Source organism: Catenibacterium mitsuokai, assembly GCF_025148785.1.
In the GTDB taxonomy this organism is placed as follows: domain Bacteria; phylum Bacillota_I; class Bacilli_A; order Erysipelotrichales; family Coprobacillaceae; genus Catenibacterium; species Catenibacterium mitsuoka.
This window is the reverse complement of sequence record NZ_CP102271.1, coordinates 2214140-2239125: the sequence shown is the minus strand read 5'-3', so window position 1 is coordinate 2239125 and position 24986 is coordinate 2214140. Positions and strand designations below refer to the sequence as shown.

Genomic DNA, 24986 nt, shown 5'->3' with positions numbered 1-24986 from the left:
TGATGTAAAGCGTAAACTACACAACTGTTAACATTAATAATAAATTTTGGAGGGATAATTAATGAAAACAGGTAAAACAGTAAAGGTATTGCTTGCATTAACTACTGCTGCAGGTATGCTTGCTGGCTGTGGTTCTAAGACAGATACTGATACATTCAGATTTGCGAATGATACAGATATCGTTGGTATGGACAGCACAGTCGTTGATGATGCAATGTCTTTCAATGCAATCACTGCAATCACAGACGGTTTAACAACTGTTGATGTGAAGGGTAACACAATCCCTGGTATCGCTAAGAGCTGGGATGTAAGCAACAATGGATTAACTTATACTTTCCATTTAAGAGATGCTAAATGGGCAAACGGTGATAAAGTCACTGCACAGGATTTCGTATACTCATGGCACAGAATCATCAAGAATGCAGGTAACTACGCTTATATGTTAGGTAGCGAAGGTGCTTCAATTAAGAATGCGGATTCTTTAATTAATTTAGGTACTGCTGCAACTGATGAACAGTTAAACACACTTGGTATTAAAGCAACTGATGACAAGACTGTTGTCGTTGATCTTGAAAAGAATGTTCCATATTTTGTAGGTTTAATGTCATTCCCATGTTACTTCCCACAGAACCAGAAGTTCGTTGAAAAATGTGGTAAGAACTATGCAACTAAGCCTGAATATATTTTAGGTAATGGTGCTTATAAGATGACTAAGTGGATCAAGGGTAACAAGGCTACATTCACTAAGAATGATAAGTACTATGATGCAAAGTCTGTTAAGACTAAGAACTTAGAAATGTACTTAGTACAGGATCCTAAGACTGCTGCTCAGAACTTCGATAATGGTAAAGTTGATTACGCTACAATCAATTCTACATTAGTAGATAAGTATAAAGGTGAAGATACTTTCAAGGCTATCAGAGAAGGATATCTTGCTTACTTAATCTGTAACTTCAAGGCAGATACTACTGCAAACAAAAACTTAAGACATGCATTATCTTATGCAATCAATAGAAAAGATTTATGTGATAACATCTTAAAAGATGGTTCACAGCCAGCTACTGGTTTTGTACCAGCTCAGTTATGTAAGAGTCCTTCAGGTAAGGATTTCCGTGAAGAATCTGGTAAATATGTAGACTATGATGTAAAGAAAGCACAGGAATACTTAGATGCTGCTAAGAAAGAATTAGGTACTGATACAATCACAGTTGATTTATTATATGGTACTGATGAATCTCCAATGGATACTTTCGCAGAATACTTACAGGGTTCATTTACTAAGTTAAAGGGCTTAAAAGTTAACATGGTAGCTACTGTTAAGAAAGACAGAATCTATAACAGAGAAGCAAGTGGTAACTTCCAGATTGCCTGCACTCGTTGGGCTCCAGACTATGCTGATCCAACTACTTTCTTAAACGTTCTTGCAAGCAGTAACTCAAACAACTATGGTAAATGGGAAAATGCGCAGTACAACTCATTATTAAAACAGGCTCAGAATGAAACTGACGTAAATAAACGTTGGAATGAATTACTTGAAGCTGAAAAAGTAATGATGGATGATATGCCAAATATACCAGTTGTTCAAACTGGTACAGCTGCATTACAGGCTAAGAACGTTAAGGGATTAGTTCATAATACAGTAAGTACTCCATACGTATTCAAATATGTAACACTTAAATAACACACATTGAGGCAGGCAACTGCCTCTTTTATATTGATAATTCGCACTATACACTTTAGTATTAATAATAAGGAAGTGATAGTATGAGAAATAAGAATATCTTCACAATACCTAATATATTATCTGTGTTTAGATTGTTGCTGTTGCCGGTAATTGTATATATGTATATGAACCAAAAGGATTATGTCTTAACAGGAATATTATTACTTATATCAGGTGTGACTGATTTGTTAGATGGGTATATAGCTCGTACATTTAATATGATGAGTGATTTAGGTAAAATACTTGATCCTGTGGCGGATAAAGCAACCCAAGCAGTGGTACTCCTATGTCTTATGACACGCTTTAGATGGCTTGTTATTCCTTTTATATGTATTCTTATTAAAGAACTGTTTATGGCTTGTATAGGTATGGTTGTTATCAAGAAAACAGGGGAAGTACATGGGGCAGTGTGGCATGGTAAAGTTGCTACATTTATGTTAGATTTCATGATTATTGTGCATATTGTTTTCTATAATATTTCTTATACTCTTTCTATTGTTCTTACAATTATCTCTACATTTCTTATTCTTCTATCATTCTATCTATACGCCAAAGAGAATATCAACATATTAAAAAAGGTGGGTTGATCCCACCTTTTAGCTTCTTACTTTGAAATATGTTGCTGGAGTATCCTTTAAAGCGTCTTCTAAATCTTTAAGTTCTACTTTATCAGTAATATAAATATGATCTTCGCCAAATGAATAATATTCATCATAATTTAAATTGAGTGGCTGTTCACTTCTTACATAATACTTAGAAGATGTAATAGGATATACGTCTTCAGTATAATCATAATCATGTGTCCATACATCCTTCTTAGCTGTCTTAATAATATCAGCGACTACAGCACTTGCAGTGACATAACGTCCTGCACCCTTACCATAGAATAAGACATTTTCTAGATAATCACATGTAATTTCTACTACATTATAAGCATCCATGACATTACCTACAATTTCACTCATTGGAACGAGAGTAGGAGACACATCAATACCTAAACCATTTTCTAGCTTTTTACTCATCGCAATCAACTTAATTCTATAACCAAGCTTCTTTGCATAATCCATATCTTTCTTAGTCACATTACGGATACCAGTACATTTGATCTTATCAAAATCAAAGAATGTACCAAAAGCATTCATAGTAAGAATATAGATTTTATGTGCTGCATCATAACCATCTAAATCTAGTGCAGCATTGGCTTCTACATAACCAAGATTCTGAGCAATCTTTAATGCTTCCTCAAAATCAAGATTATCTCTTTCCATTAATGTAAGAATAAAGTTAGTTGTACCATTTAAGATACCTTCAATCTTATTAATATTGTTTGCTACTAGATCTTCCTTAGCAGGCACAACAACTGGAATACCTCCACCTACACTTGCTTCATAATAAAGATTGACACCATTTTCTCTTGCAGCAGTAAAGAGTTCTTTCGCATCATGGGCAATAAGAGCCTTATTTGCAGTTACTACATGTTTCTTCTTATTTAATGCATCTAAGATGATCTTCTTAGCGATAGTTGTACCACCAATAAGTTCTACAACAACATCTACATCTTCATCATTGATAACTTCATGATAATCTTGTGTATAAATAATACCATCAGGAAGGTTTACATCCTCAAGTGCACAACCGTACTTAACGACTACTTCTTCCCCAATTGTTTTTTCTAGTCTTTCTTTTTCTTTTGTAAGAATATCTACAGTTCCGAAACCAACAGTTCCTAGACCAATAACACCAATAATCATTTAAAATTCCTCCCCGATAGTATTAGAATTGTATAAAATTTACCATATTCATATAACACTGTCAATTATATATAAGTTGAAATTTGTATTATATGCGATAAATATCGGAATTTTTAGAAATTAAACAAAAAAAGAGGAATTAATCCTCTTTTAAAATGTCCTGGATGGCTTCGGATACGCTTCCTACAACCTTTTCAGCTTTATTTTTAACTTCATTTGGGGCATAAGTAAATGTATAACCATGTTTAACACTATCTAATAAAGGAAGATCATTCCATGAATCTCCTATACCATATACATCATTCTCATTAATATTAAAATAATCTACAATATGATTAATTCCTGTTCCCTTAGAACATCCTACACCACATACATCCAAATGATTCTTGTTCTGGAATGCCGCACATGTATCACTATAGTGTTCATTAATATAATCCATAGCGTTTTTCGCTTCTTCTAGATTCCCTTCAGGAAAATGAAATGAGAATGCATCAGCATCTTTAAAAGATAATTCATCTAAAGAATCAATAGTAGTTCCCCATGTCTCACCTTCTGGACGATACATATAAATATCATCCTTATATACAATAGACATATGAACAGGAACGGCTTCTGAGATTTCTCTTACTATACTCATAGGAATATCTTTCTCAAAAATGACTTCACATTTCTTATTAAAAATCACACCACCACTTAAAGTAATATAGAAATCAAAGTCTATATCAGTTAATGGATAGTTTCTATTTCCTCTAAAAGGATATTTAATTCCTTCTAACTGCCTTCCTGTACATAATCCAAACAGATTTCCCTGTTTCTGGAATGTTCGAATTGCCTCTACATCCTGCTTGTGTACACCATCACTAAAAAATAACGTATTATCAAAATCACTTGCTAATATTTTCATCTTTCTCTCTCCTATATATATAAGAATAAGAAAAATAGATGAAAAAAGCCATAGTAAAGTGATATGAAACGCTTACATTAAACAAAGGGGGTTATTTGTTTATTGTTGCATTTATATGATGGGTGTATAACTAATGCAGAAAATAGGTATGAAATAAATGACTTTCGGTCATATTGCCTATTTCCTAAAAAAACAATTCATTATGTTCGTTATTTCACAAAAATTTATGTTAACGCTTTACAAAATTAAGAGTATAATGGATTCATCAACCAAGATACATATACATTTGATATGTCTGAATATGTCTGTTTGATATAGATAACGCTTTTTTATCACGATGAAGTGTTTTTGGTTGAATTTTAAAATTTTTAGGAGTATTATCCTAGAGAATCAAAGAGAAGGAGGTATGTGGATTGGATAAAATGATTCTTGATATCATAGCTGTAGACCACAGATGTGCTCAGGCTGTAAAAGATGCCAAAAAGAAGAGACAGGATACAACTGCAGATATGAACAGTAAGAAGAAGGAAATCTACGATTCTTTCGTCAAAGAGTATCAGGTTACACTTGATGCAAAGAAGAAAGAGTTACAGGAAAGAATTGACGCAACAAAGAAGAAGAATGAAGAGGATTACAATTCTTCTGTTGAGAAGATCACCAGCCTTTATGAAGCCCACAAGGAGGAGTGGGTTGCATCTATCGTAGACAGATGTAAAGAGATTTAGAGGTGAGATTATGAGTTTTTCATCTAATGCAGTTCTTGCTAAAGCAAGATCTATGTATGGTAAACATCTCACTCCTGAAAGCTATGATGAACTTCTAAAGAAAAGAACTGTCAACGATGTTGTCAGTTACTTAAAGAGTGAAACAGCATATGGTCCTATTCTTGAAGGTTTGAAAGAAACAAACATTCATAGAGGACAGTTGGAATCACTTCTTGATGAAGAGGAATTCTTACGTGCTATAAGATTGATTCATTATGCACCTAAGGGTGACCAGAAGTTTTATCAGCTAGGTATTATTAGACGTGAAATAGCTGTACTATTGAGTAAAGTACGTTTATTCAATAGTGATGAAACATTGAATTCTGAATTAGATATACCTTCATACCTACCTCGTTATTCAACGTTTGATCTTTATGGCTTATTAAGTATTGAGGATTATCCATCATTATTAAGATATATGGAGAAAACACGTTACTACCATATATTACAGAAATATATGCCTGTAGATGATGAGAAGATCGATACAAACATGATGGAACTTGATTTCAAACGTGCTTACTATAAGTTATTCGTTGAAACAGTGAAATCTACTTTTAAAGGTAAAAAACAGAAGGATCTACTTACTATGATCTATACTCAGATTGAGTTAGAAAATATTACGAAGATCTATAGATTTAAACGATTCTTTAATTCTAAGCCTGAACAAATCAAGAAACAGTTGATCTTGGATTACTCACGTATTCCACAATCAGTAATGAATGAATTGATTGAAACAAAAGATGCAGAGGAGTTCTTAAAGAAGCTTGCTTCATCACCTTACAAGTTATATGTGGATGATCAGGAATTTGTTTATATTGAATACTACACAGATAAGATCAAATATAATCTTGCTAAGAGATATATGAGATTTACTACAGATGCTGCCATGGTTTACATGACATATCTGATTGTATTCGAAAACGAAGTTGAAAATCTAAAACATATCATTGAAGGTTTAAGATATGGTGAAGAGGCTGAAAAAATAGCCCAACTGCTTATCTACTAGGGGGAATAACATGGCAATAGAAGAAATGGAATTGCTGGACATGACCTTTGATAAGAAATACTTAAAAGAGGTTCTATGTCAGTTAAAAGAAACAAAGTATTTTTATCCTCAGCCAGCTACAAAGATTGTAAATAACGTTAAAGATGTATTTACAATGACACCTGATGAGGATTACAAGAACATGCTTGATGAATTAAAAGAGCTTGCTGAACATGTAAAGCTTGATACATCAAGTGTAAAAGAAGGATCTATTCATTTCGCAAAAGAAGATTATCGTAAGGCGCTCGATGATGTGACAAAAGAAGCAAAGCAATATCTTGATATTAAAGAAGAATTTGTAACTGAACGTGGACAGAACCAGGCTGCTTATGAAATCCTAGAAGGTCTTTCTAATACAGAATTAAATATGGATGAGGTTAAAGAATGCGAATATATGGAAGCAAGATTTGGCCGTATTCCTAGAAGAAACAAAGACAAACTTGACTATTATAGAGGACAGTCAATCATGTTCTTAGATCTTGGTGAAGATGCTAAAAGTGTTTATTGTCTCTATATGACAACTAAGGCTGCTATCTTAAAGGTAGATAACATCTTCCAGTCAGTTGGCTTTGAAGAAATTGAAATTCCTGATTTCGTTCATGGTAGAATGGAAGATGCAAAGAAGGAATTATTAGAAGAAATTGAAAGTATGAATGCTTCTATTCGTAAAGCAGACAGCCGCTTAGAAGGTATTAGAGATGCACATGAAGAAGAATTATTAAAGATGTTTGCTGATCTTACTTTTGCTGCTAGAATTGAAGAATTCAAAGTATTTGTTGTTGATTATCAGTCTAAATATGCTATCTATGGATTTGTACCTGTTAGAGTCGCTAAAGATATTAAGAAGGCTTTTGAAAAGTACAACGTAGAATATCAGGACTTGCCTGCAGATATTTATGGTGATCAGCAGATCATTGCACCAACACTTACTAATAACTATCCATGGGCTAAACCATTTGAAGCAATCTCTAAAGTTAAACAGAGTGATCGTGTGGATACTACTTTAGCCACTGCAGTACTATTCATCTTAGTATTTGCACTTATGCTTGGTGATATTGGTTTAGGTGTTGTGCTTGTATTACTTGGATTACTTATGAGAAAGAAAGAATCAGGAAAGATGATTACTGTTCTTGGTATTGCATCTTTTGTTGGTGGTTTAATTTATGGTGATGCTTTCTACAGTATTCATCTTTATCCATCAGTAATCCCTGTTGCAGATGCATTTAGTTATCAGCGCTTCATTAATGCGATTCTCTTACTTATTGTAGGACAGTTCTGCATTGGTAAAGTAAAAGCTATCTATAACGAACAATCAATGATTAATAAGGTATTCTCTATCAAGGGTGTCGTTGGCATCGTCATGGGACTTGCAGTAGCTGCTTATGTCGCAATTGCTGTAGATACAACTTGGCATGTCTCTTATTTACCATTAGTTGTTGTACTTGTATTAGGCATTGTATTGAACTTCATTAAGAAAGCGCTCGATAAGAAACAATAGAAGGGAGGATACTATGGCTATCTCAAAATTGCAGCTCGTTGAGATAGAATTCCCTGAAACAATGAGTGATGAAGTATTATCTAAGCTTGTTGATTCAGAAGAATTTCATCCAGAGCCAGCATCAAAGTTTGTGGACTCAGTAAGAGGTCTTAAGGTCATGAATAAGGATAACCCTTATGCTGATTTATTAGGACGTATGGATGAAGCGGCAGAGAAGTATGGTATTAATATCAATACATCAGAAAAGCCTCAAATCATCAATATTGTAGAAGCAGATGATTACTTCTGCGAATGTCTTGATGAAGCAAACAAAATCTCACGTGTTAAAAATGAATTACAGGTAATGATTGATGAAAACAATCAGGCCAAGAAGTACTTGAAATATATGAAAGATCTCGATATGGACTTCGATGACCTTTTCTCAAGCGAATATATTCAGGTTAGATTTGGTAAGTTACCTACAATGAATCTTGATAAGTTATCTTATTATGATTCACAGGAATTCTTATTTAAATCAATCTATCAGGATGCAAAGACATGTTATTGTTTCTATATAACATCTCCTTCTAATGCACCTGAAATAGATAACATATTCTCTTCACTATTCTTTGAACGTATTCATATCCCTGAATTCCTTCATGGAACTCCAGGTGAATCATTAGAAATCATTGAAGAAGAGAATGCAACTGCAGAAGCCTCTATCAAGAAATATGATGGTAAATTAAAAGATTTATTCAGTAAAAAAGAAAAAGATTTATCAATCATTTATGCTTCATGTCAGGAACTTAATAAGACAAGTGAAGCACAGAGATATGTCGTGGTATTTGGAAACAATGCTGCTATCTATGGTTTCTGTGATAAACATTATGCACACTCTTTAAAAGAAGAACTCGAACAGATGGACAAGGTGCATGTTGAAATCAAACCAGCAATGGGAGATTCAAGACTTTATCCACCTACAAAACTCAAGAACAACTGGTTCTCAAGACCATTCAAGATGTTCGTTGAGATGTATGGTGTTCCATCTTATACAGACTTTGACCCAACAAATTTCGTTGCGGTAACATATACATTCTTATTCGGTATGATGTTCGCCGATGTTGGTCAAGGTATCCTGCTTTCAATCATTGGTTTCCTTGCTTATAAATTAAAAGGCATGAAGCTTGGTGAAGTAGGTATGCGTATTGGTATTTCATCTGCAATATTTGGTGTAATCTTTGGTTCAGTATTTGGATCAGAAGAGATTCTCGTTCCATTCTTTGCACCAATGGCATCTGAAAATACTATGACGCTATTAGGTGTTGCAATTGGTGTAGGTGTATGTTTAATCATCATCTCAATCCTATTCAATATCTATTTAAATTTGAAGAAGAAACATTGGGGAGAATTACTATTCTCTCAAAATGGTGTCGCTGGTTTAGTATTCTATGTTGCAGTATTAGTACTCGCAATGAATATGTTATTAAACCTTGGCTTAAATATCCCTATGGGTATTTATATGGCAATTCTTATCATTGCCCCACTTGTAATGATCTTCTTAAAAGAACCTCTTACTTACAAAATTGAAGGTAAGAAGATGTTCCCACATGGATTTGGTAACTTCTTTACTGAATCATTCTTCGAAATGATCGAAGTATTGTTGACATTTGTTGCCAACACTATGTCATTCCTACGTGTCGGCGGTTTCGTCTTATCACACGCTGGTATGATGCTTGTTGTTTACACATTAGCTGAAATGGTTGGTGGATTCGGTTATATTATCGTTCTTATTATTGGTAACGCATTTGTAATGTGTCTAGAAGGATTAATTGTCGGTATCCAGGTATTACGTCTTGAATTCTATGAATTATTCAGTCGTTACTATGAAGGTAATGGTAAACCATTTGTATCTATGAAAGAAAGTCTAGAATAACGGAGGAAGAAAAAATGACTACTATCTTAACATTCATTATCCCTGCATTAATTGTTGTATTATTATCTTTACCACTAGTAAATGTATTCAAAGGTAAAGTTACTGCTAAGAGCGCTAAAATGCGTCTTGGTACTCATATCTGTGGTTTCTTTGGTGCTGTAGCACTTGTATTATTCCTTACATATGCAAATAGCCCAGTATTAGCTGCTGGTGCTGACAAGATGACTGGTTCTATCGCTCAGGGTCTTGGTTTCATCGGTGCTGCTCTTGCAACTGGTTTATCTGCTCTTGGTGCTGGTATTGCCGTAGCTGCTGCTGCTCCTGCTGCAATTGGTGCATTCTCTGAAAATGCTGAAAACTTCGGTAAATCATTGATCTTCGTTGCCTTAGGTGAAGGTGTTGCCATCTATGGTCTATTAATCTCAATCTTAATTATCAACACACTATAGGAGATTACTATGAAGTTCTTTCTGATCAGTGATAATATCGATACCCTCACTGGTCTAAGACTCGTGGGTATTGAAGGCAAGGTTGTTCATACCCGTCATGATTTCTTAACCTTACTTGAAAATAAGATGAGAGATCCTGAAATCGCAATTATCTTAGTGACTACTAAGTTAATTGAACTTTGTCCTGATATTATCTCAGAAATTAAATTAAAACAGCCAAAGCCTCTTATTACAGAGATTCCTGACCGTCATGGTCATTCTAAGATTGGTGAAGCCATCGATGGTTATGTCTCTGAAGCAATAGGCGTTAAGTTATAGGAGAGTATACAATGGAAGAAAATCAAGAAGTATTTCTCTCAATGAAGAATGAGATTGAAAAACAGTCTCAAAGAGAAGTCGATGCAATCATGGCTGAAGTAAAGAAGATGGAAGAAGAAGCTTATTCTTCTATGCGTGCTGAAGCTAAGAAAGATGCAGATTTAAGACTAAAACAGGAATTAGATGAAATGCAGTCAGAATCAGCTGCAGAAATTTCTGAATCCCATGTTGAGAGACAGAAAAAGCTTATTAATAAACGTGATGAGTATGTAACAACAATCTTCAAGAATGCAAGAGAAGAGTTAGTTGCATTTACAAAAACACCTGAATACAAAGAATTCATGGTCAACAAGGCTAAGAAACTTGCAGGTGATTATATGCCTCATTCAGTTATTTATGTAAAAGAAGAAGACTTAGGTCTTGCTGATGATTTAAAAGCTGCTTATGGTGATGCTGAAGTGAAAGCTGGAGATATCACTATTGGTGGTTTAATTGTTGAAAACACTGAAAGCTCTATTGTTCATGATGAAACATTAGAATTCGCATTAAAGAATCAGAAAGAATGGTTTAACCAGCATTCTGGTTTAATCATTAATAAATAAAAGAAGGGGGATAAACAAGTTGAAAGAAAATTTAATTTATTCAATCAACGGCCCGGTTGTTAAAGTAAAAGATACAGATGCCTTTTCAATGCTTGAAATGGTGTATGTAGGTAACAGTAAATTAATGGGTGAAGTTATCTCTATTACTAAAGAATTTACTACTATCCAGGTTTATGAAACAACTACAGGTCTTAAACCAGGTGAACCAGTATTCCCAACAGGTCAGCCTATTTCTGTAACACTTGGTCCTGGTATCTTAAGAAATATTTATGATGGTATCGAAAGACCACTAGAAGAAATCGCAAAAGAAAGTGGTGCTTTCATTCCTACAGGTAGTGCTGTAGAACCACTAGATACAAAGAAATTATGGGATGTTACTCTTACTGTTAAAGTAGGTGACCATGTTGAAGGTGGTACTGTATATGCCAAGATTCCTGAAACAGACATGATCGAACATAGATGTATGGTTATGCCAGGTATGTCAGGTACAGTTACTGAAGTAAAAGAAAATGGTCAGTATACAATCAATGATGTAGTTATGGTCTTCACTGATGATGAAGGTGTCGCTCATGAATGCACATTAACTCAAAGATGGCCAATCAAGACACCTCGTCCAGTCCACAAACGTTTACCTATCAGTATGCCACTAGTTACTGGTCAGCGTGTTATCGATACATTGTTCCCTATCGCAAAAGGTGGAACAGCTGCAATCCCAGGAGGATTCGGTACTGGTAAGACAATGACTCAGCATCAGCTTGCTAAATGGTGTGATGCCGACATTATCGTCTATGTAGGTTGTGGTGAACGTGGTAACGAAATGACTCAGGTTCTTGAAGAATTCCGTGAACTCGTTGACCCTAAGAGTGGTAAGCCATTAGTAGACAGAACTGTCCTCATTGCGAATACATCTAACATGCCAGTTGCTGCCCGTGAAGCATCTATTTATACAGGTGTAACACTTGCTGAATATTATCGTGACATGGGTTACCATGTTGCTATCATGGCTGACTCAACATCTCGTTGGGCTGAAGCCTTAAGAGAAATCTCTGGTCGTCTTGAAGAAATGCCAGCAGAAGAAGGTTTCCCAGCTTACTTACCTTCTAGATTATCTCAGTTCTATGAAAGAGCTGGTTATATGGAGAACTTAAATGACACAAATGGTTCAGTTACAATCATCGGTGCCGTATCTCCACAGGGTTCTGACTTCTCAGAACCAGTTACTCAGAATACTAAACGTTTCGTACGTACATTCTGGGCACTTGATAAAGCATTAGCTTATGCAAGACACTATTTCGCTATCAACTGGAATTTATCTTATTCAGAATATATTCCAGATCTTGAAAGATGGTATTCAAAGAATGTTGATCCTAAATTCATGAGAGATAGACAGGAATTGGCTTCTATTCTTGCAGAAGAAACTAAATTAATGGAAATCGTCCAGTTAATGGGTTCTGACGTTTTACCAGATGATCAGAAGCTTGTTATTGAAGTAGCCAGAGTAGTTCGTGTAGGTTACTTACAGCAGAACGCTTTCCATAAAGATGATACTTATGTACCACTTGAAAAACAGCTTAAGATGATGGAAGTAATCCTTTACTTAAATAACCGTTGTCAGCAGGTTGTTGCTCAGGGTAAACCTATTCGTACAATCATTGAAACAGGTATCTTCGATGAAGTTGTTAAGATGAAATATGATGTACCTAATAATGATTTAAGTAAATTTGATTACTATTATAAGAAGATTGATGCAATTTGTGCATCTATTGACTAAGGAGGGGTAACATGGCACTTCAATATGTAGGTTTAAGTGAAATTAATGGACCACTCGTCGTATTAGATCACGTTAAAGATGCATCTTATGATGAAATGGTTGAACTACAGTTAAAAGATGGTTCAACACGTTCTGGTCGTATTGTAGAAATTGAAGGTGAAAGAGTTGTTGTTCAGGTATTTGAAGGAACAAACGCTTTATCACTTGCGAATACTAAGACAAGACTATTAGGTCATCCAATGGAATTACCATTATCAATGGAAATGCTTGGTCGTGTCTTCTCTGGTGCAGGTAGACCAATTGATGGTCTAGGAGATATTTATGCTGAAAAGAGTGCTGATATCAACGGTCAGCCTCTTAACCCAGTTTCTCGTGTATATCCAAGAAACTATATCAACACAGGTATTTCTTCTATTGACTGTCTAATGACTCTAATCAGAGGTCAGAAGCTACCAATCTTCTCAGGTTCTGGTTTACCTCATAACCAGTTAGCTGTACAGATTGTAAAACAGGCTAAGATTGCCGATGAAGCAGGACAAGGCTTTGCTGTTGTCTTTGCTGCAATGGGTGTTACAAATGACGTCGCTAACTACTTCAGAAGATCATTTGAAGAAGCAGGGGTTATGCAGAGAGTTGTTATGTTCATGAACTTATCTAATGACCCAATCATTGAACGTATCTTAACACCTCGTTGTGCATTAACTGCTGCTGAATATCTTGCATTTGAACATGATATGCATGTTCTTGTAATCTATACCGATGTTACTTCTTATTGTGAAGCATTACGTGAATTCTCTTCAAGTAAAGGTGAAATCCCAGGTCGTAAAGGTTATCCAGGTTATCTTTATTCTGACCTTGCTTCATTATATGAAAGAGCTGGTATTGCAAAGGGTGCTAAAGGTTCTGTTACACAGATTCCAATCCTTACAATGCCTAACAACGATATCACACATCCAGTTCCTGACTTAACTGGTTACATCACAGAAGGACAGATCACTCTTGATCCTGAATTAAATGCGACTGGTATTTATCCACCAGTTGGTGTTCTTCCATCACTTTCAAGACTTATGAAGGATGGTATCGGTGAAGGCTTTACAAGAGCTGACCACCAGGATGTTGCCAACCAGTTATTTGCATGTTATGCCCATGTACAAGATGTTAAGTCATTAACATCAGTTATCGGTGAAGATGAATTATCAGATACTGATAAGAAATATATGGAATTTGGTCGTCTTTTCGAGCAGCACTTCCTTAATCAGGGATTCGATACAAACAGATCTATCGAAGAAACCCTAGACCTTGGATGGTTACTATTATCAGTTCTTCCAAAGAATACATTGGACCGTATTGATAATGCTGTTGTGGATAAATTCTATGATCATGAAAAAGCAGTCAAAGAATTTAATTTACACGAAGATGTAGTCATCAAAGAATTGAAAGACGCTGTAACTAATGGCTAATCAGGTTGTCCCTACTAAAGGGAATTTGATGGCAACCAAGAAGTCTCTTGAACTTGCTAGACTTGGTTATGACCTGCTCGATAAGAAAAGAAATGTCTTAATTAAAGAAATGATGTCATTACTTGATGATGTAAAAGAAATCCGTGATGACATCACTGATTCTTATGATCGTGCTTATGCAGCATTACGTGAAGCAAATGAATCTTTAGGTATTATTTCTGATGTAGTAGAGGGTGTACCTATTGATGAAGGTATTAGTGTTAAGTATCGTTCAGTTATGGGTGTAGAATTACCTAAGATTGAATATGAGAAAACACCATTAAGAGTTGGTTATGGTTTTGAACGTGCGAACTCTAAGGTAGACTATGCTTATATCTGTTTCTATCATGTAAAAGAAATGACAGTAAAGCTTGCAGAAGTAGAAAACTCTGTATATCGTCTAGCGAATAATATTCGTAAGACACAAAAGCGTGCTAACGCATTACAGAACATCTCTATCCCTCGTTTTGAAGCGACTGTAAAGATGATTACAGAAGCCTTGGATGAAAAGGACAGAGAAGAATTCTCAAGACAGAAAGTTATTAAAGCACAAAAGAATAGACAAGAAGCTGCAAAAAGAAAGGCATAAACTGGTACCTCGTGTACCAGTTTTTTTATGCATTATAAAAGGATTGATCGGATAGTCAAGAATGAGAGAAGTGTTTCTTTTAGCAAATAATTTATAAAGAATAAGAAAACAATCACTTTGTGCAGTATAAATAAGTAGAGCTCAAAGTGAGGTGTATGTAATTATGAAATGTGTGAAAAATTTAAAAAACATGATATCAAGTTGGTTGAATCGTTTGCTGTACAAAGCTATAATGAGTTTGAAAATTATGGATCATTTAAATTTTCAAATGGAGGGATACAGCATGACAGCAAAGATAGCAATTGTGGATAAACCAATAAAAGCAGATATTACTGATGTAGCAGATTGGTTTTTGTTAAAAGGAAATATGTCAAACAAGAAGATTCAGAAGCTTTGTTATTATGCTGAGGCATGGAGTCTAACTCTTTTAGATCAGGATATAGCTGATCATTCCGAATTTGAAGCATGGGTACATGGTCCAGTAAATCCTACTCTATACCAAACTTTTAAAGGCTATGGATGGCATGAATTAAAAATTACTAATCGTGAAGAAGTTATGGCTCGAATGGAAAATCTATTTACTCCAGAGCAGGTTGAAGTATTAGAAGCAGTTTGGGATACTTATGGAGAGTATGGAGCTGATCAATTAGAAGCTTTAACACACACAGAGCGTCCATGGTTAGAACAAAGAGTAGGCTTAGGAAAATTTGAAAGTTGCCATAGCGTCATTTCTTCTACTACTATGAAGGAATATTATAAGTCTATTGAAGTGAACTAAATGAGTAAAAAAAAGTTAACTGATATTAGCAAAATTAAAGATGAAAAGGTTGTTTTGACAAACCGATTGGCTAATCCAAAGAATCATCCGGAAATTAATTTTAAGTATTTGTGGAAATGTAATGTATGTTGTTTTAATGGCTTAAGTAAGTATTATGGCAAACACAAGGAAGAAAAAGTATTTGATCAATTACAGAAATTTTTATTTGAAGTGGATCAATGTTTAAATGGTAAATGTCTTAATGCTGATGTAAATGGTGCATTAAATATTTTTCGTAAAAGTAATGTTGTGTCCCTTGTGGGGCTATACAGTAGAGGCGAGGTGGACACGTCTGTAAGAATAAGGATTGCCTAGCAATAGCTGGAAACTTAAATATCAAACTTCTTAAAAAGAGCCGTTAGGCTCTCTGAAGCCCATTACCTTTAGGTGATGGGTAGTTCACATTGTTTCAAATATAGACACTGCGGATATTTTGAAAGCAATAGAGTTTCATGGATTGACTCCGACAGATGTATTTACATCAGAGGATGCTAGAGCGTATAAGCCAAGGAAAGAACTGTTTGAGTTTGCATTGAGAACTACGGGACTGAAGGCTGATGAAGTAATCCATATTGGAGATTCTTTGTGTAGTGACGTTAAGGGTGCTTCGTCAGTTGGCATTAATGCTTTGTGGCTAAACAGATTTGGTAAACAGATTCCTAATGGAGTAGAAAGTATATCAAGTTTACTATGTGCTTTAGATAAAAATCTTCAGTCTGATAATAGATTCTGACTGTAGAATATGGGAAAGAAATTAGGATATTACATACGGATTGAGGTGGAGGTTATTATGGAGTATAGAGAAGTACAATGAATTGCAAAGACAACTATTGAATATGCAAAGACCATAATAAAGCCTGGAATGAATTTGTTACATTTAAGAAAATTATGTGAGCAGAAAATGTTAGAATTAGGGGCAGATTCTTTCTGGTATTGGGATATTGGAGCCTTTGTATTTGCAGGAGATGAAACTACGGTATCGGTATCTGGAAAACATTATGTTACAAGTAATAGGATTATTACAGAAAACGATATTGTGACAATTGATTTAAGCCCTCAGTGTGGAAATATCTGGGGAGACTATGCCAGAACAATAATACTTGAAAATGGTGTGGTAGTAGATAGATGTAAAGTTTCCAATGAAGAGTGGAAAAACGGCTTGGCAATGGAAGACAGACTGCATCATGAATTAGTGGAGTTTGTGAGCAAAGAAACAACATTTGAAGAACTCTATTATCATATTAATGAGATTATTTTGAAGGAAGGTTTCGTTAATCTCGATTTTTTGGGAAACTTAGGGCATTCAATTGTGAAAGATAAGAATGAACGTGTATATATAGAAAAGGGTAATACTCAAAAGATAAGTGATGTAGAATATTTTACTTTTGAACCGCATATAAGCATTCCTGATTCAAGCTATGGATATAAGAAAGAAAATATTTATTATTTTCAGAATGGGAAACTGGTTGAATTATAAAACTCGCACTAGTGGTGCGAGAAATGGAGAAGTGCATGGGAAAGAATGAAATTGTGGGATATGAACCACTTGTGGATGATTTAAAAGATTTAATCCATAAAAAGCAGTATCAGGTTCTGAAATCAATCAATTCAGAAACTGTAAATTTGTATTGGGAAATTGGAGAAGAAATTTATAGACAGCAGGAAGAAAATGATTGGGGAAAATCAATTGTTCAAGTACTCTCAACAGAATTGCAAAAAGAGTTTCCCAGAGCAAAGGGATATTCAGCAGCCAATCTGTGGCGAATGCGTAATTTTTATTTAACTTACCGTGATTCTGAAAAACTCGCACCATTGGTGCGAGAAATTAGCTGGAGCAATAACATCATTATTATGGAAAAGTGTAAGGATGATTTGCAAAGGGAATTTTACATTCAGATGGTGAAAAGATATGGATGGACAAAACGCATCTTAACTAATTTTATCGAAGCACAGACCTATGAGAAATATTTGTTGAATCAGACGAATTTTGATTTAACGCTTCCGGTAGAGCAAAGTGTACAGGCTAAGCTTGCGGTAAAAGATGAATATACATTTGATTTTGCGGAATTGTCACCTGAATACTCTGAACACGAATTAGAAATGCAACTATGATATAAACACATATACAACAAAACAACCATCACTGTAATCAGAAAAATCCTAATAATGCTGCACATATAGCGAACAATAATAACCATGCAGAACAGTGCAATCCTAATAATTCAGCATATCATTCAAGTTGTGAAAAAAGTAATGGCATGAACTAAAAGTGACAACATACAAATAAATATTTCCATTCCTACTGGATGGAAAAAAGAACTTGAAAACCCTACACGTATCTATTCTGTTGAGGAAGGTGAGAGTATCATATTTCTTGACTTGCTTCGTATTGAAAATATCTGATAAGTATCACATCATCAGGTATTCTAAATTCATATTTCTGGTATTAAAAGGTAATATAAAGGAAATATTGAAACAGATGTTACAGAAAAATCTATTACCACATTAAGGCTCTTGAAGTGATGCCTGATCATATACATGTCTTTGTAGATGTACCACAAACTGCTGCTCCCTGTGATGTTGTAAGTACTTTTAAAGATATAAGTGCTATTGAACTATTCAAGGCATTTCCACAATTAATACAATTTTGCAGGATGCGGTATTTTATGGTCTAGAGGATATTTTGTATCTACAGTAATTAAGATAATATTAAGGAGCAAAAAAATGATAACTGATAAAGAACATAAAAGACATCTTAAACAATTTCATAAGCTTTCTGATAGACATATCTTAGCTGCTGAAACTGATATGTCTTCTTCTGATATACAAAAAGTTGTAAAGCTTTCGAATAGGATCAGAAAAGCAGGTAACGAACTTGTAGGTCTTATGAGAAAGAATTATGACCAGCTTATGCGTACAAAGAGATACCGTAAATTACTCTTTCTTTATGGTAATTCTAAAGATAAGGCTAAACGAAAAACTTATGCAAAACAACTTAATGAAATGCAGAAAGCTTATAATATTACATGGGAATACTGCAGAACATCCATGATTCCAATAGGCAAGAAATATGGTGTAGACGCTGTATTTGCTCTGACTAAAGCCGAAGATATATGGCGTGGTATTGAAAAATGCCTATATGGTAATGGCAATGCCATTCATTTCTCAAAATATGGAGAACTGCCTTGTATTCGTGCAAAGCAGATAAATTGTGGTATACCTATATCCGTTACAGATAATAAACTTCATTTCAAACTTGGCAGGATGGTATTTGGAATACAAATAAATGATAGATTTCAACAGGATGAAGTAGATGCTGTTTTATCATATCTTTCCGAATCTGAGATCTTGGATGACAGGGCTGTCAACACTCTTATTAAAGATGGCTGTTGCATAGATACATACAGACCATGCTATGCTACGCTTGTTCCCAGGATGATAAGAGGTAAATACAGAGTATACCTGCATCTTACTATCGAGGGTAAAGCGAAGCCAAAATATGACAAGCATGGCAATCCAAGACATAAATATGGCAAAGGAATCATCGGTGCTGATATTGGTACACAGACTGTTGCTTATACATCTGATACTGAGGTGGGCTTGAAGAATCTTTCAGAGCGTGGCAACAGTATTCAGACTTCTGAGAGAAAGGAACGTCTGCTCCACCGTGCTATGGACAGGTCAAGACGTGCAACTAATCCTCAGAATTATAATGATGACGGTACTGTTAAAAAAGGTCGCAAAACCTGGATTTATTCTAATCGTTATAAGAAATTAAAAGAAAAACATTCTGAATTATGTCGTATTAATGCTATAAATAGACAGCTTGCAATAAATGAAGACGCCAACCATTTAAGAAGTCTTGGAGATATATTTGTCACTGAACCTAAAAATGCAGGCAAAATTATGAGACGAGCTAAAGAAACTACGGTCAATAGCAAAGGCAAGTTTAATAGGAAAAAGCGTTTTGGCAGATCCATAAAGAATAGATGTCCTTCTGGGTTTCAAACTGCTGTAGAACAGAAATTCAAGGTATCAGGTGGTATATATATTGAAGTATCTAATGATTATAGAGCCTCACAGTACGACCATACTATTGATGAGTATATCAAAAAGAAACTATCTGACCGAATGTATAAGCTGCAAGATGGTACTGAGGTACAAAGAGACTGGTATTCATCATTCCTATTATACTGTTACGATTACAAAACCAAAGATATAGATAAAAACAAATGTATTTCTGAATTTGATAAGTGTTACAACAAAGAAAAAGCCCTAATCGAATGGATTAAGGCTAACGAGATCAAGGTATTAAATAGCGGAATTAAGATAGCGTAAAACATATTCAGGGAGATTGATTATACTTCCTTACGAAAGTAGAAATTTACCGTTAATGTGGTCGTTGGACTGCTTGGTAATGAAAGTTCTGATTCAAATAGATTTACACTTGTAACTCCAAAGTCTGAAAATGATGTACGATTACAAGCTACGCTTGGCAAGCAGAACCCCACGGGCTTGCCCGTGGGAGTAGTCAGTTGGAGTGGACTGTGGCAGTGTATTCTACGTGCCAGCATTCGATCCAGGACATGATTTTGATAAAAGAGTCTAACTCAGCGAGTTAGGCTTTTTCACAATTCCTTTACATTTTCTGAAAAAATGTAACCTTTTAACTATATACCGCTATAATGAAACTCATTGGAGGGGACAACATGAAAAAGAACAGCTATTTGTATCATGCTGGTACATCATTTTTCTTTTATTTCGCATTTGCATGTTACAATGCAATGCTTGCGTTATACTTAAGTGATATTCACTTTAATGCGCAGCAAATATCACTTATTACTTCATCAGCACCATTATTCTCAATCTTTGCCCAGCCTTATCTAGGAACATTGGCAGACCGCTTCCGTTCACCTAGAAAAGTATCTTTAGTGGCATTATTTATTACAGTAGTAATGAATGTGATCTTTATGTTCTCACATCAGCTAATTATTCTATTAATTACTAGTGCTTCTATTCTTGCCTTATTTAATGCAGTGACACCATTAACGGACAGAATTGGTGTTTCTTCACCTTATGACTTTGGTAAGATCAGATTATGGGGTTCTGTTGGTTATGCCATTAGTGCTCAGTTATGTGGTTTAGTTTATGATGTGATTGCACCTATTTCTATCTTCGTTATTTTCCTCTTCGGTACAATAACAGTTCTTATCTGTATCCTAAGAGTTAATGATCCAGAAGTAGTACAGACAGAAACAAAAGTAGAATATAGTTCAAAAGAAGCCTATAAGAGCCTCTTTAAGAATAAACAGTACATTATATTCCTATTAATCTCTTTCTTCTTCTGGGGCGCTTGTACAGCCAATTTTACCTATATCTCTGTATTTATTAAATCAGTCGGTGGTACAGCATCCATGGTAGGTACATACCAGTTATTTGCGACACTCTTTGAAGTACCTGCCATACTTGCAACTGACTTTATTATTAAGAAGTTCTCATATAAACATATCATGCTCTTTGCATGTGCCATGTCTATAGTTAACTTTGTCTGGTATGCAACATTACCTAATCCAAATTTAATTGTGGCAGTATTTGTATTCAAAGGCTTATCTACTATTCTCTTTACTATGATTACAGTAAGATTAATCATGGAAATTGTTGAAGATAAGTATGTCTCTACAGCTTTTGGCTTACAGGCTACAGTAGGTAGAGGAATTGGGGCTGCAGTCGTACAATTGATTGGTGGAAAACTGATTGATAGCTTCTCTACAATGACACCATTCTATTTGTTTTTATCCGTATTAATTGTAACCGCTTTAGTTTTATCCTTAACTTTTAAAGAAAAAAGCGCTTAGAATCATAAATCTTACAACATTATTAAATAATTCTTAATTCAAAAAGAGCCGATATAATCGACTCTTTTTTGAACTTCTTAATAATTTCTTAAGAAAGTTCTTTATTTTTTTGTACAGAGTGATATAATAATCATTGTCGAAAAGAAAGGGAGTGGATTACATGGATAAGAAGACTAAAGAAGTTGTAGATTTCATGGTAAATCGTATTAAAACTCAGAAGACAATGTTTATTCCAGTAGTCGCTATTTCAGCATTTGCATTAGTAGGTTATGCAGCAGCTGATAGAACAGCGCCTGTTGTTCATTCAAATAAACTAGTAGTACCTTATGGTACAGAATTAAAAGCAAGTGATTTCACTGTATCAGATAATAGAGATACAGTAAGTGTTATCAAGACTGAAATAAATGATCATGCTTATCAGAAAGATCAGATTGGAACATATAAAGTGAATGTAACTGTAAAGGATGCATTCAACAACAAAACAACTAAAGAAGTTGAAGTTAAAGTTGTTGATAGTGAAGCACCCGCATTAGAATCAGTAAATAATGATGGTTATGTTATTGATGTTGAAGCAAACGGCAACAATGATTTAAAACAGTACATCAAAGCGACTGATAATGTGGATGGTGATGTATCTGACTTCATTACTTTTGATCATAACTTAGATACAACAGTTCTTGGTGAACAGGTCATCCATGCAACTGTTGAAGATAATGCTGGTAACAAAGCAGAAAAAGACTTTACATTCAATGTAGGTGATACAACTGCTCCAGAAATGAACTTAAAGACTGGTGATATTACTGTTAACTACGGTGATGCATTTGATATCAATAACTTCGTTGAAGTAAAGGATAACTATGATGTTAATCCTACAGTGACTGTAGAAGGAACTGTAGATACTAAGAATATGACTACAGTACAGCCAATCAAAGTGACTGCAACTGATAGTTCAGGAAACAAGACTTCAAATGATTATGAAGTAAAGGTTGCTGATAAGGCTGGACCAGTCATCACATTAAAGAGTGATAATGTAGATGTAAAATATGGTACTTCATTTGATCCTAAGTCTAACTTAGCATCAGCTATTGATAACTTAGATGGTGATGTAACAGGTAAAGTAGAAATTACTGGAACTGTTAATACAAACAAAGCTGGCGCTTATCGTGTTTATTACAGAGTAACAGATAATGCTGGTAACAGATCTGAAGCAAGTGCAAAGATCAATATATCTGCTGCACCAGTTGTAAAGATCAGAAATAACAGAGGCAACAGAGGTACAGGTTATAACTTCGGTGGTCTTGGTGGAGGCGCTGCACAGGGCGGTATCATTGGAACTGCTCGTTCAAGACTCGGCTGTGCATATCGTATGGGTGCTTCTGGACCAACAGTATTTGACTGCTCAGGATTTACATCTTGGGTTTACAGCAAGAATGGTAAATCATTACCAAGAACTGCTGCAGGTCAGTATAGTGGAACATCAAGAGTATCTAAATCAGGCTTAACTGCTGGTGATTTAGTATTCTTCGCTGGAACTTATAAATCAGGTATCTCTCACGTAGGTATCTATATTGGTGGCGGACAGTTCATTCATGCTGCTAACTCTAAGACTGGTGTTGTTGTTTCATCACTTAATAGTGGATATTATTCATCACACTATGCAGGTGCGGGTAGAAGATAAGAGGCTGTAACGGGTAAATAACTCATTATAGTTTCATAAACAGTAAAAGGCGGACCGAAGTCCGCCTTTTATGGTACATTAATTCTACCATGAAAACATACCAACAAGATTATACGGCATATCAGACATATGCGCTACTAGATTTTAATATTTCTTTTGAAAAAGATATACCTGCTGATGATATTTCAAGAACTGTGATTGAAGTTACGGAAAGGATAGATATAAACAAGTTTGTTGACTTCACTCATAGAAATTCTCATGGGTATGATGGTCTCATGATGCTCAGACTGCTTCTGCTTGCTTTTGCGGATAATGGTTATGCATCTACAAGAAAGCTTGCAGAACTATGCAGAACTGACATCAGATATATGTTCATCGCACAGAATCAGAAGCCTTCTCATCAGGCATTTCAGAGATTCATCCATGATGATCTCATTATGTCCGTTGAAGAGATATTCTATGAAATGAATAGAATCATGGAGGATGAACTTCCTATCGATACAGATATATTATGCATTGACGGTACTAAGTATGAAGCCAATGCCAACAAGAACACATTCATATGGAGAAAAATACTGTCAGACATAGGGAAAGACAGTGGAAGAAGTGTAATGATACTATCAAGAGAATCAATAAGTTCTTTAAGGAACAGAATATCAACTGCAGATACTCCATTCTTAGAGAGCCTAATATTGATTATCTATTGAGAGTTACAGATAAAATAGAGATTTACATGAAGGACAATGGAATAGAGTTCGTTCATGGAAAAGGATGCAGAAAGAGCGAGATTCAGAAGCTTTATGATGAGCTAGCGAAAGAAGCGATGAAACTTTTTGAATATGCACTGCATTTTGATATGCTTGGTGACAGAAACAGTTGTTCCAAGACAGACCCTGATGCAACATTCATGCACATGAAGTATGACTATTATAATCATACTAACGTTTTCAAGCCTGGATACAATGTCCAGGTAGGCGTGAGTGATGGCTTCATCAGAAACATTTACGTAAGCAGTGACTGTTCTGATATTCAGACATATATTCCCTTCATGGAGAAGTATAAGCTTATGTATGGCAAGCTTTCCTTTAAAGACACCTGCTGATGCAGGTTATGGTAGCTATGATAACTATATGTACTGCAGGGAAAACGGTATTGAGCTGTTTATGAAGTATCCAGGATATTATGAAGAATCGAAGAAGACAAATGATAAGAATAGATTCAGAGCCTCTCATTTTGAGAGAACAGAAGATGGCGGGTATATATGCCCTGCTGGTCATGAGTTTGAGGTGGATAAGGTAACTACTGATACAAGGGGCGTATATGCACGTAATAATATAAAACTAATAAATCATTACTGTGATGGTTGTCCATTCAGATCAAGATGCACTAAATCCAGAATTGGAAGAAGCATAAACTGCTGCAAGGAACTTGATGAATTTCATAAGGAAGTAAGAAAAAATGTCACAAGTGAAGAAGGAAAGAAACTCATGTTCAAGAGAGATAATGAAGCAGAAGGAACTTTTGGTGATCTTAAGGAGAATATGGGTTATGACAGACTCTACAGAAGAGGACATGACAATGTTCAGATGGAGATCTACCTTGTTTCAATGGGGCATAATATCAGGAAATATCAGAAACTGAAGAAAAGAATCAAGGAAACAGAAGAAAACCAGATGAAACAGGTCAAGGAGATGCTCAGATTGTTTATCTGCTGATAAAATTTTTTTAGGAAATGGGCAGGTTCTTTTTAAGTACGTCTGAAATATGAAAAGGTTATTCACCATGCAATAGTGAATAACCTTTTTGGGTTT

General features: G+C 35.1%; 26 protein-coding genes. 24 read left to right on the top strand and 2 right to left on the bottom strand.

Annotated elements, in window-relative coordinates; translation table 11 throughout:
- The first annotated feature begins 61 nt into the window (after positions 1-61).
- Positions 62-1681: a peptide ABC transporter substrate-binding protein gene (locus NQ499_RS11600; protein ID WP_006506832.1), complete on the top strand. Its 1620-nt coding sequence runs from the start codon at positions 62-64 to the stop codon at positions 1679-1681.
- A gap of 83 nt (positions 1682-1764) precedes the next feature.
- The gene (locus tag NQ499_RS11595) at positions 1765-2310 is read left to right on the top strand and encodes a CDP-alcohol phosphatidyltransferase family protein (RefSeq protein ID WP_040390182.1); all 546 of its coding nucleotides are present in this window, start codon (positions 1765-1767) and stop codon (positions 2308-2310) included.
- A gap of 9 nt (positions 2311-2319) precedes the next feature.
- Here the strand turns inward: NQ499_RS11595 and NQ499_RS11590 are convergent, their stop codons facing one another.
- The gene (locus NQ499_RS11590; RefSeq protein WP_006506830.1) at positions 2320-3474 is read right to left on the bottom strand and encodes a homoserine dehydrogenase; all 1155 of its coding nucleotides are present in this window, start codon (positions 3472-3474) and stop codon (positions 2320-2322) included.
- A 139-nt stretch (positions 3475-3613) separates the two neighbouring features.
- On the bottom strand, positions 3614-4378 hold the full coding sequence (locus NQ499_RS11585) for an HAD-IIB family hydrolase (protein ID WP_006506829.1): 765 nt from the start codon (positions 4376-4378) through the stop codon (positions 3614-3616).
- 422 nt (positions 4379-4800) lie between these two features.
- Between NQ499_RS11585 and NQ499_RS11580 the strand changes: the two genes are divergently transcribed.
- The 22 genes from NQ499_RS11580 to NQ499_RS11485 all read left to right on the top strand — a co-directional run bounded on the left by NQ499_RS11580 (position 4801) and on the right by NQ499_RS11485 (position 24890).
- Positions 4801-5103, top strand: a complete 303-nt coding sequence (locus NQ499_RS11580; RefSeq protein WP_006506828.1) for a hypothetical protein — start codon at positions 4801-4803, stop codon at positions 5101-5103.
- A gap of 10 nt (positions 5104-5113) precedes the next feature.
- Positions 5114-6148: a V0D/AC39 family V-type ATPase subunit gene (locus NQ499_RS11575; protein WP_006506827.1), complete on the top strand. Its 1035-nt coding sequence runs from the start codon at positions 5114-5116 to the stop codon at positions 6146-6148.
- 10 nt (positions 6149-6158) lie between these two features.
- The gene (locus NQ499_RS11570) at positions 6159-7685 is read left to right on the top strand and encodes a V-type ATPase 116kDa subunit family protein (RefSeq protein ID WP_006506826.1); all 1527 of its coding nucleotides are present in this window, start codon (positions 6159-6161) and stop codon (positions 7683-7685) included.
- A gap of 13 nt (positions 7686-7698) precedes the next feature.
- Positions 7699-9597, top strand: coding sequence for a V-type ATP synthase subunit I (locus NQ499_RS11565; RefSeq protein ID WP_006506825.1), 1899 nt, complete (start codon positions 7699-7701; stop codon positions 9595-9597).
- Positions 9598-9611: 14 nt separating this feature from the next.
- On the top strand, positions 9612-10046 hold the full coding sequence (locus tag NQ499_RS11560; RefSeq protein WP_006506824.1) for an ATP synthase subunit C: 435 nt from the start codon (positions 9612-9614) through the stop codon (positions 10044-10046).
- A 9-nt stretch (positions 10047-10055) separates the two neighbouring features.
- Complete coding sequence (locus NQ499_RS11555; RefSeq protein WP_006506823.1) at positions 10056-10364, top strand: V-type ATP synthase subunit F; 309 nt, start codon at positions 10056-10058, stop codon at positions 10362-10364.
- A gap of 11 nt (positions 10365-10375) precedes the next feature.
- A complete protein-coding gene (locus NQ499_RS11550) occupies positions 10376-10966 on the top strand; it encodes a V-type ATP synthase subunit E (protein ID WP_006506822.1) in 591 nt (196 codons plus the stop codon).
- Between the two features lie 19 nt (positions 10967-10985).
- Positions 10986-12737 (top strand): V-type ATP synthase subunit A, encoded by a 1752-nt coding sequence (locus NQ499_RS11545; RefSeq protein WP_006506821.1) that lies wholly within the window; start codon positions 10986-10988, stop codon positions 12735-12737.
- A gap of 11 nt (positions 12738-12748) precedes the next feature.
- On the top strand, positions 12749-14197 hold the full coding sequence (locus NQ499_RS11540; protein ID WP_006506820.1) for a V-type ATP synthase subunit B: 1449 nt from the start codon (positions 12749-12751) through the stop codon (positions 14195-14197).
- Complete coding sequence (locus NQ499_RS11535) at positions 14190-14825, top strand: V-type ATP synthase subunit D (protein ID WP_006506819.1); 636 nt, start codon at positions 14190-14192, stop codon at positions 14823-14825. Before NQ499_RS11540 ends, NQ499_RS11535 begins: the two co-directional genes overlap by 8 nt.
- A 163-nt stretch (positions 14826-14988) precedes the next feature.
- The gene (locus NQ499_RS11530) at positions 14989-15603 is read left to right on the top strand and encodes a Panacea domain-containing protein (protein ID WP_006506817.1); all 615 of its coding nucleotides are present in this window, start codon (positions 14989-14991) and stop codon (positions 15601-15603) included.
- Positions 15604-15957 carry a hypothetical protein gene (locus NQ499_RS11525; RefSeq protein ID WP_006506816.1) on the top strand — a complete coding sequence of 118 codons (354 nt, stop codon included), beginning with the start codon at positions 15604-15606 and terminating at the stop codon, positions 15955-15957.
- A gap of 88 nt (positions 15958-16045) precedes the next feature.
- A complete protein-coding gene (locus NQ499_RS13710) occupies positions 16046-16375 on the top strand; it encodes an HAD family hydrolase (protein ID WP_081455858.1) in 330 nt (109 codons plus the stop codon).
- 81 nt (positions 16376-16456) lie between these two features.
- Positions 16457-17119, top strand: a complete 663-nt coding sequence (locus NQ499_RS11520; RefSeq protein ID WP_326924437.1) for a M24 family metallopeptidase — start codon at positions 16457-16459, stop codon at positions 17117-17119.
- A gap of 35 nt (positions 17120-17154) precedes the next feature.
- Positions 17155-17754: a DUF1016 N-terminal domain-containing protein gene (locus tag NQ499_RS11515; protein WP_040390193.1), complete on the top strand. Its 600-nt coding sequence runs from the start codon at positions 17155-17157 to the stop codon at positions 17752-17754.
- 410 nt (positions 17755-18164) lie between these two features.
- Positions 18165-18317 (top strand): transposase, encoded by a 153-nt coding sequence (locus NQ499_RS13705; RefSeq protein WP_407651064.1) that lies wholly within the window; start codon positions 18165-18167, stop codon positions 18315-18317.
- Positions 18318-18366: 49 nt separating this feature from the next.
- The gene (locus NQ499_RS11510) at positions 18367-19980 is read left to right on the top strand and encodes a hypothetical protein (protein WP_259848521.1); all 1614 of its coding nucleotides are present in this window, start codon (positions 18367-18369) and stop codon (positions 19978-19980) included.
- 371 nt (positions 19981-20351) lie between these two features.
- Entirely contained in the window at positions 20352-21497 is a 1146-nt protein-coding gene (locus NQ499_RS11505; RefSeq protein ID WP_040390274.1) for an MFS transporter, read from the top strand.
- Between the two features lie 160 nt (positions 21498-21657).
- The gene (locus NQ499_RS11500) at positions 21658-23175 is read left to right on the top strand and encodes a C40 family peptidase (RefSeq protein WP_006507158.1); all 1518 of its coding nucleotides are present in this window, start codon (positions 21658-21660) and stop codon (positions 23173-23175) included.
- Between the two features lie 89 nt (positions 23176-23264).
- On the top strand, positions 23265-23882 hold the full coding sequence (locus NQ499_RS11495; RefSeq protein ID WP_259848520.1) for a transposase: 618 nt from the start codon (positions 23265-23267) through the stop codon (positions 23880-23882).
- A 26-nt stretch (positions 23883-23908) separates the two neighbouring features.
- Positions 23909-24277, top strand: coding sequence for a hypothetical protein (locus tag NQ499_RS11490; protein WP_259848519.1), 369 nt, complete (start codon positions 23909-23911; stop codon positions 24275-24277).
- Positions 24246-24890, top strand: a complete 645-nt coding sequence (locus NQ499_RS11485) for a transposase (protein WP_259848518.1) — start codon at positions 24246-24248, stop codon at positions 24888-24890. Before NQ499_RS11490 ends, NQ499_RS11485 begins: the two co-directional genes overlap by 32 nt.
- Positions 24891-24986: the final 96 nt, after the last annotated feature.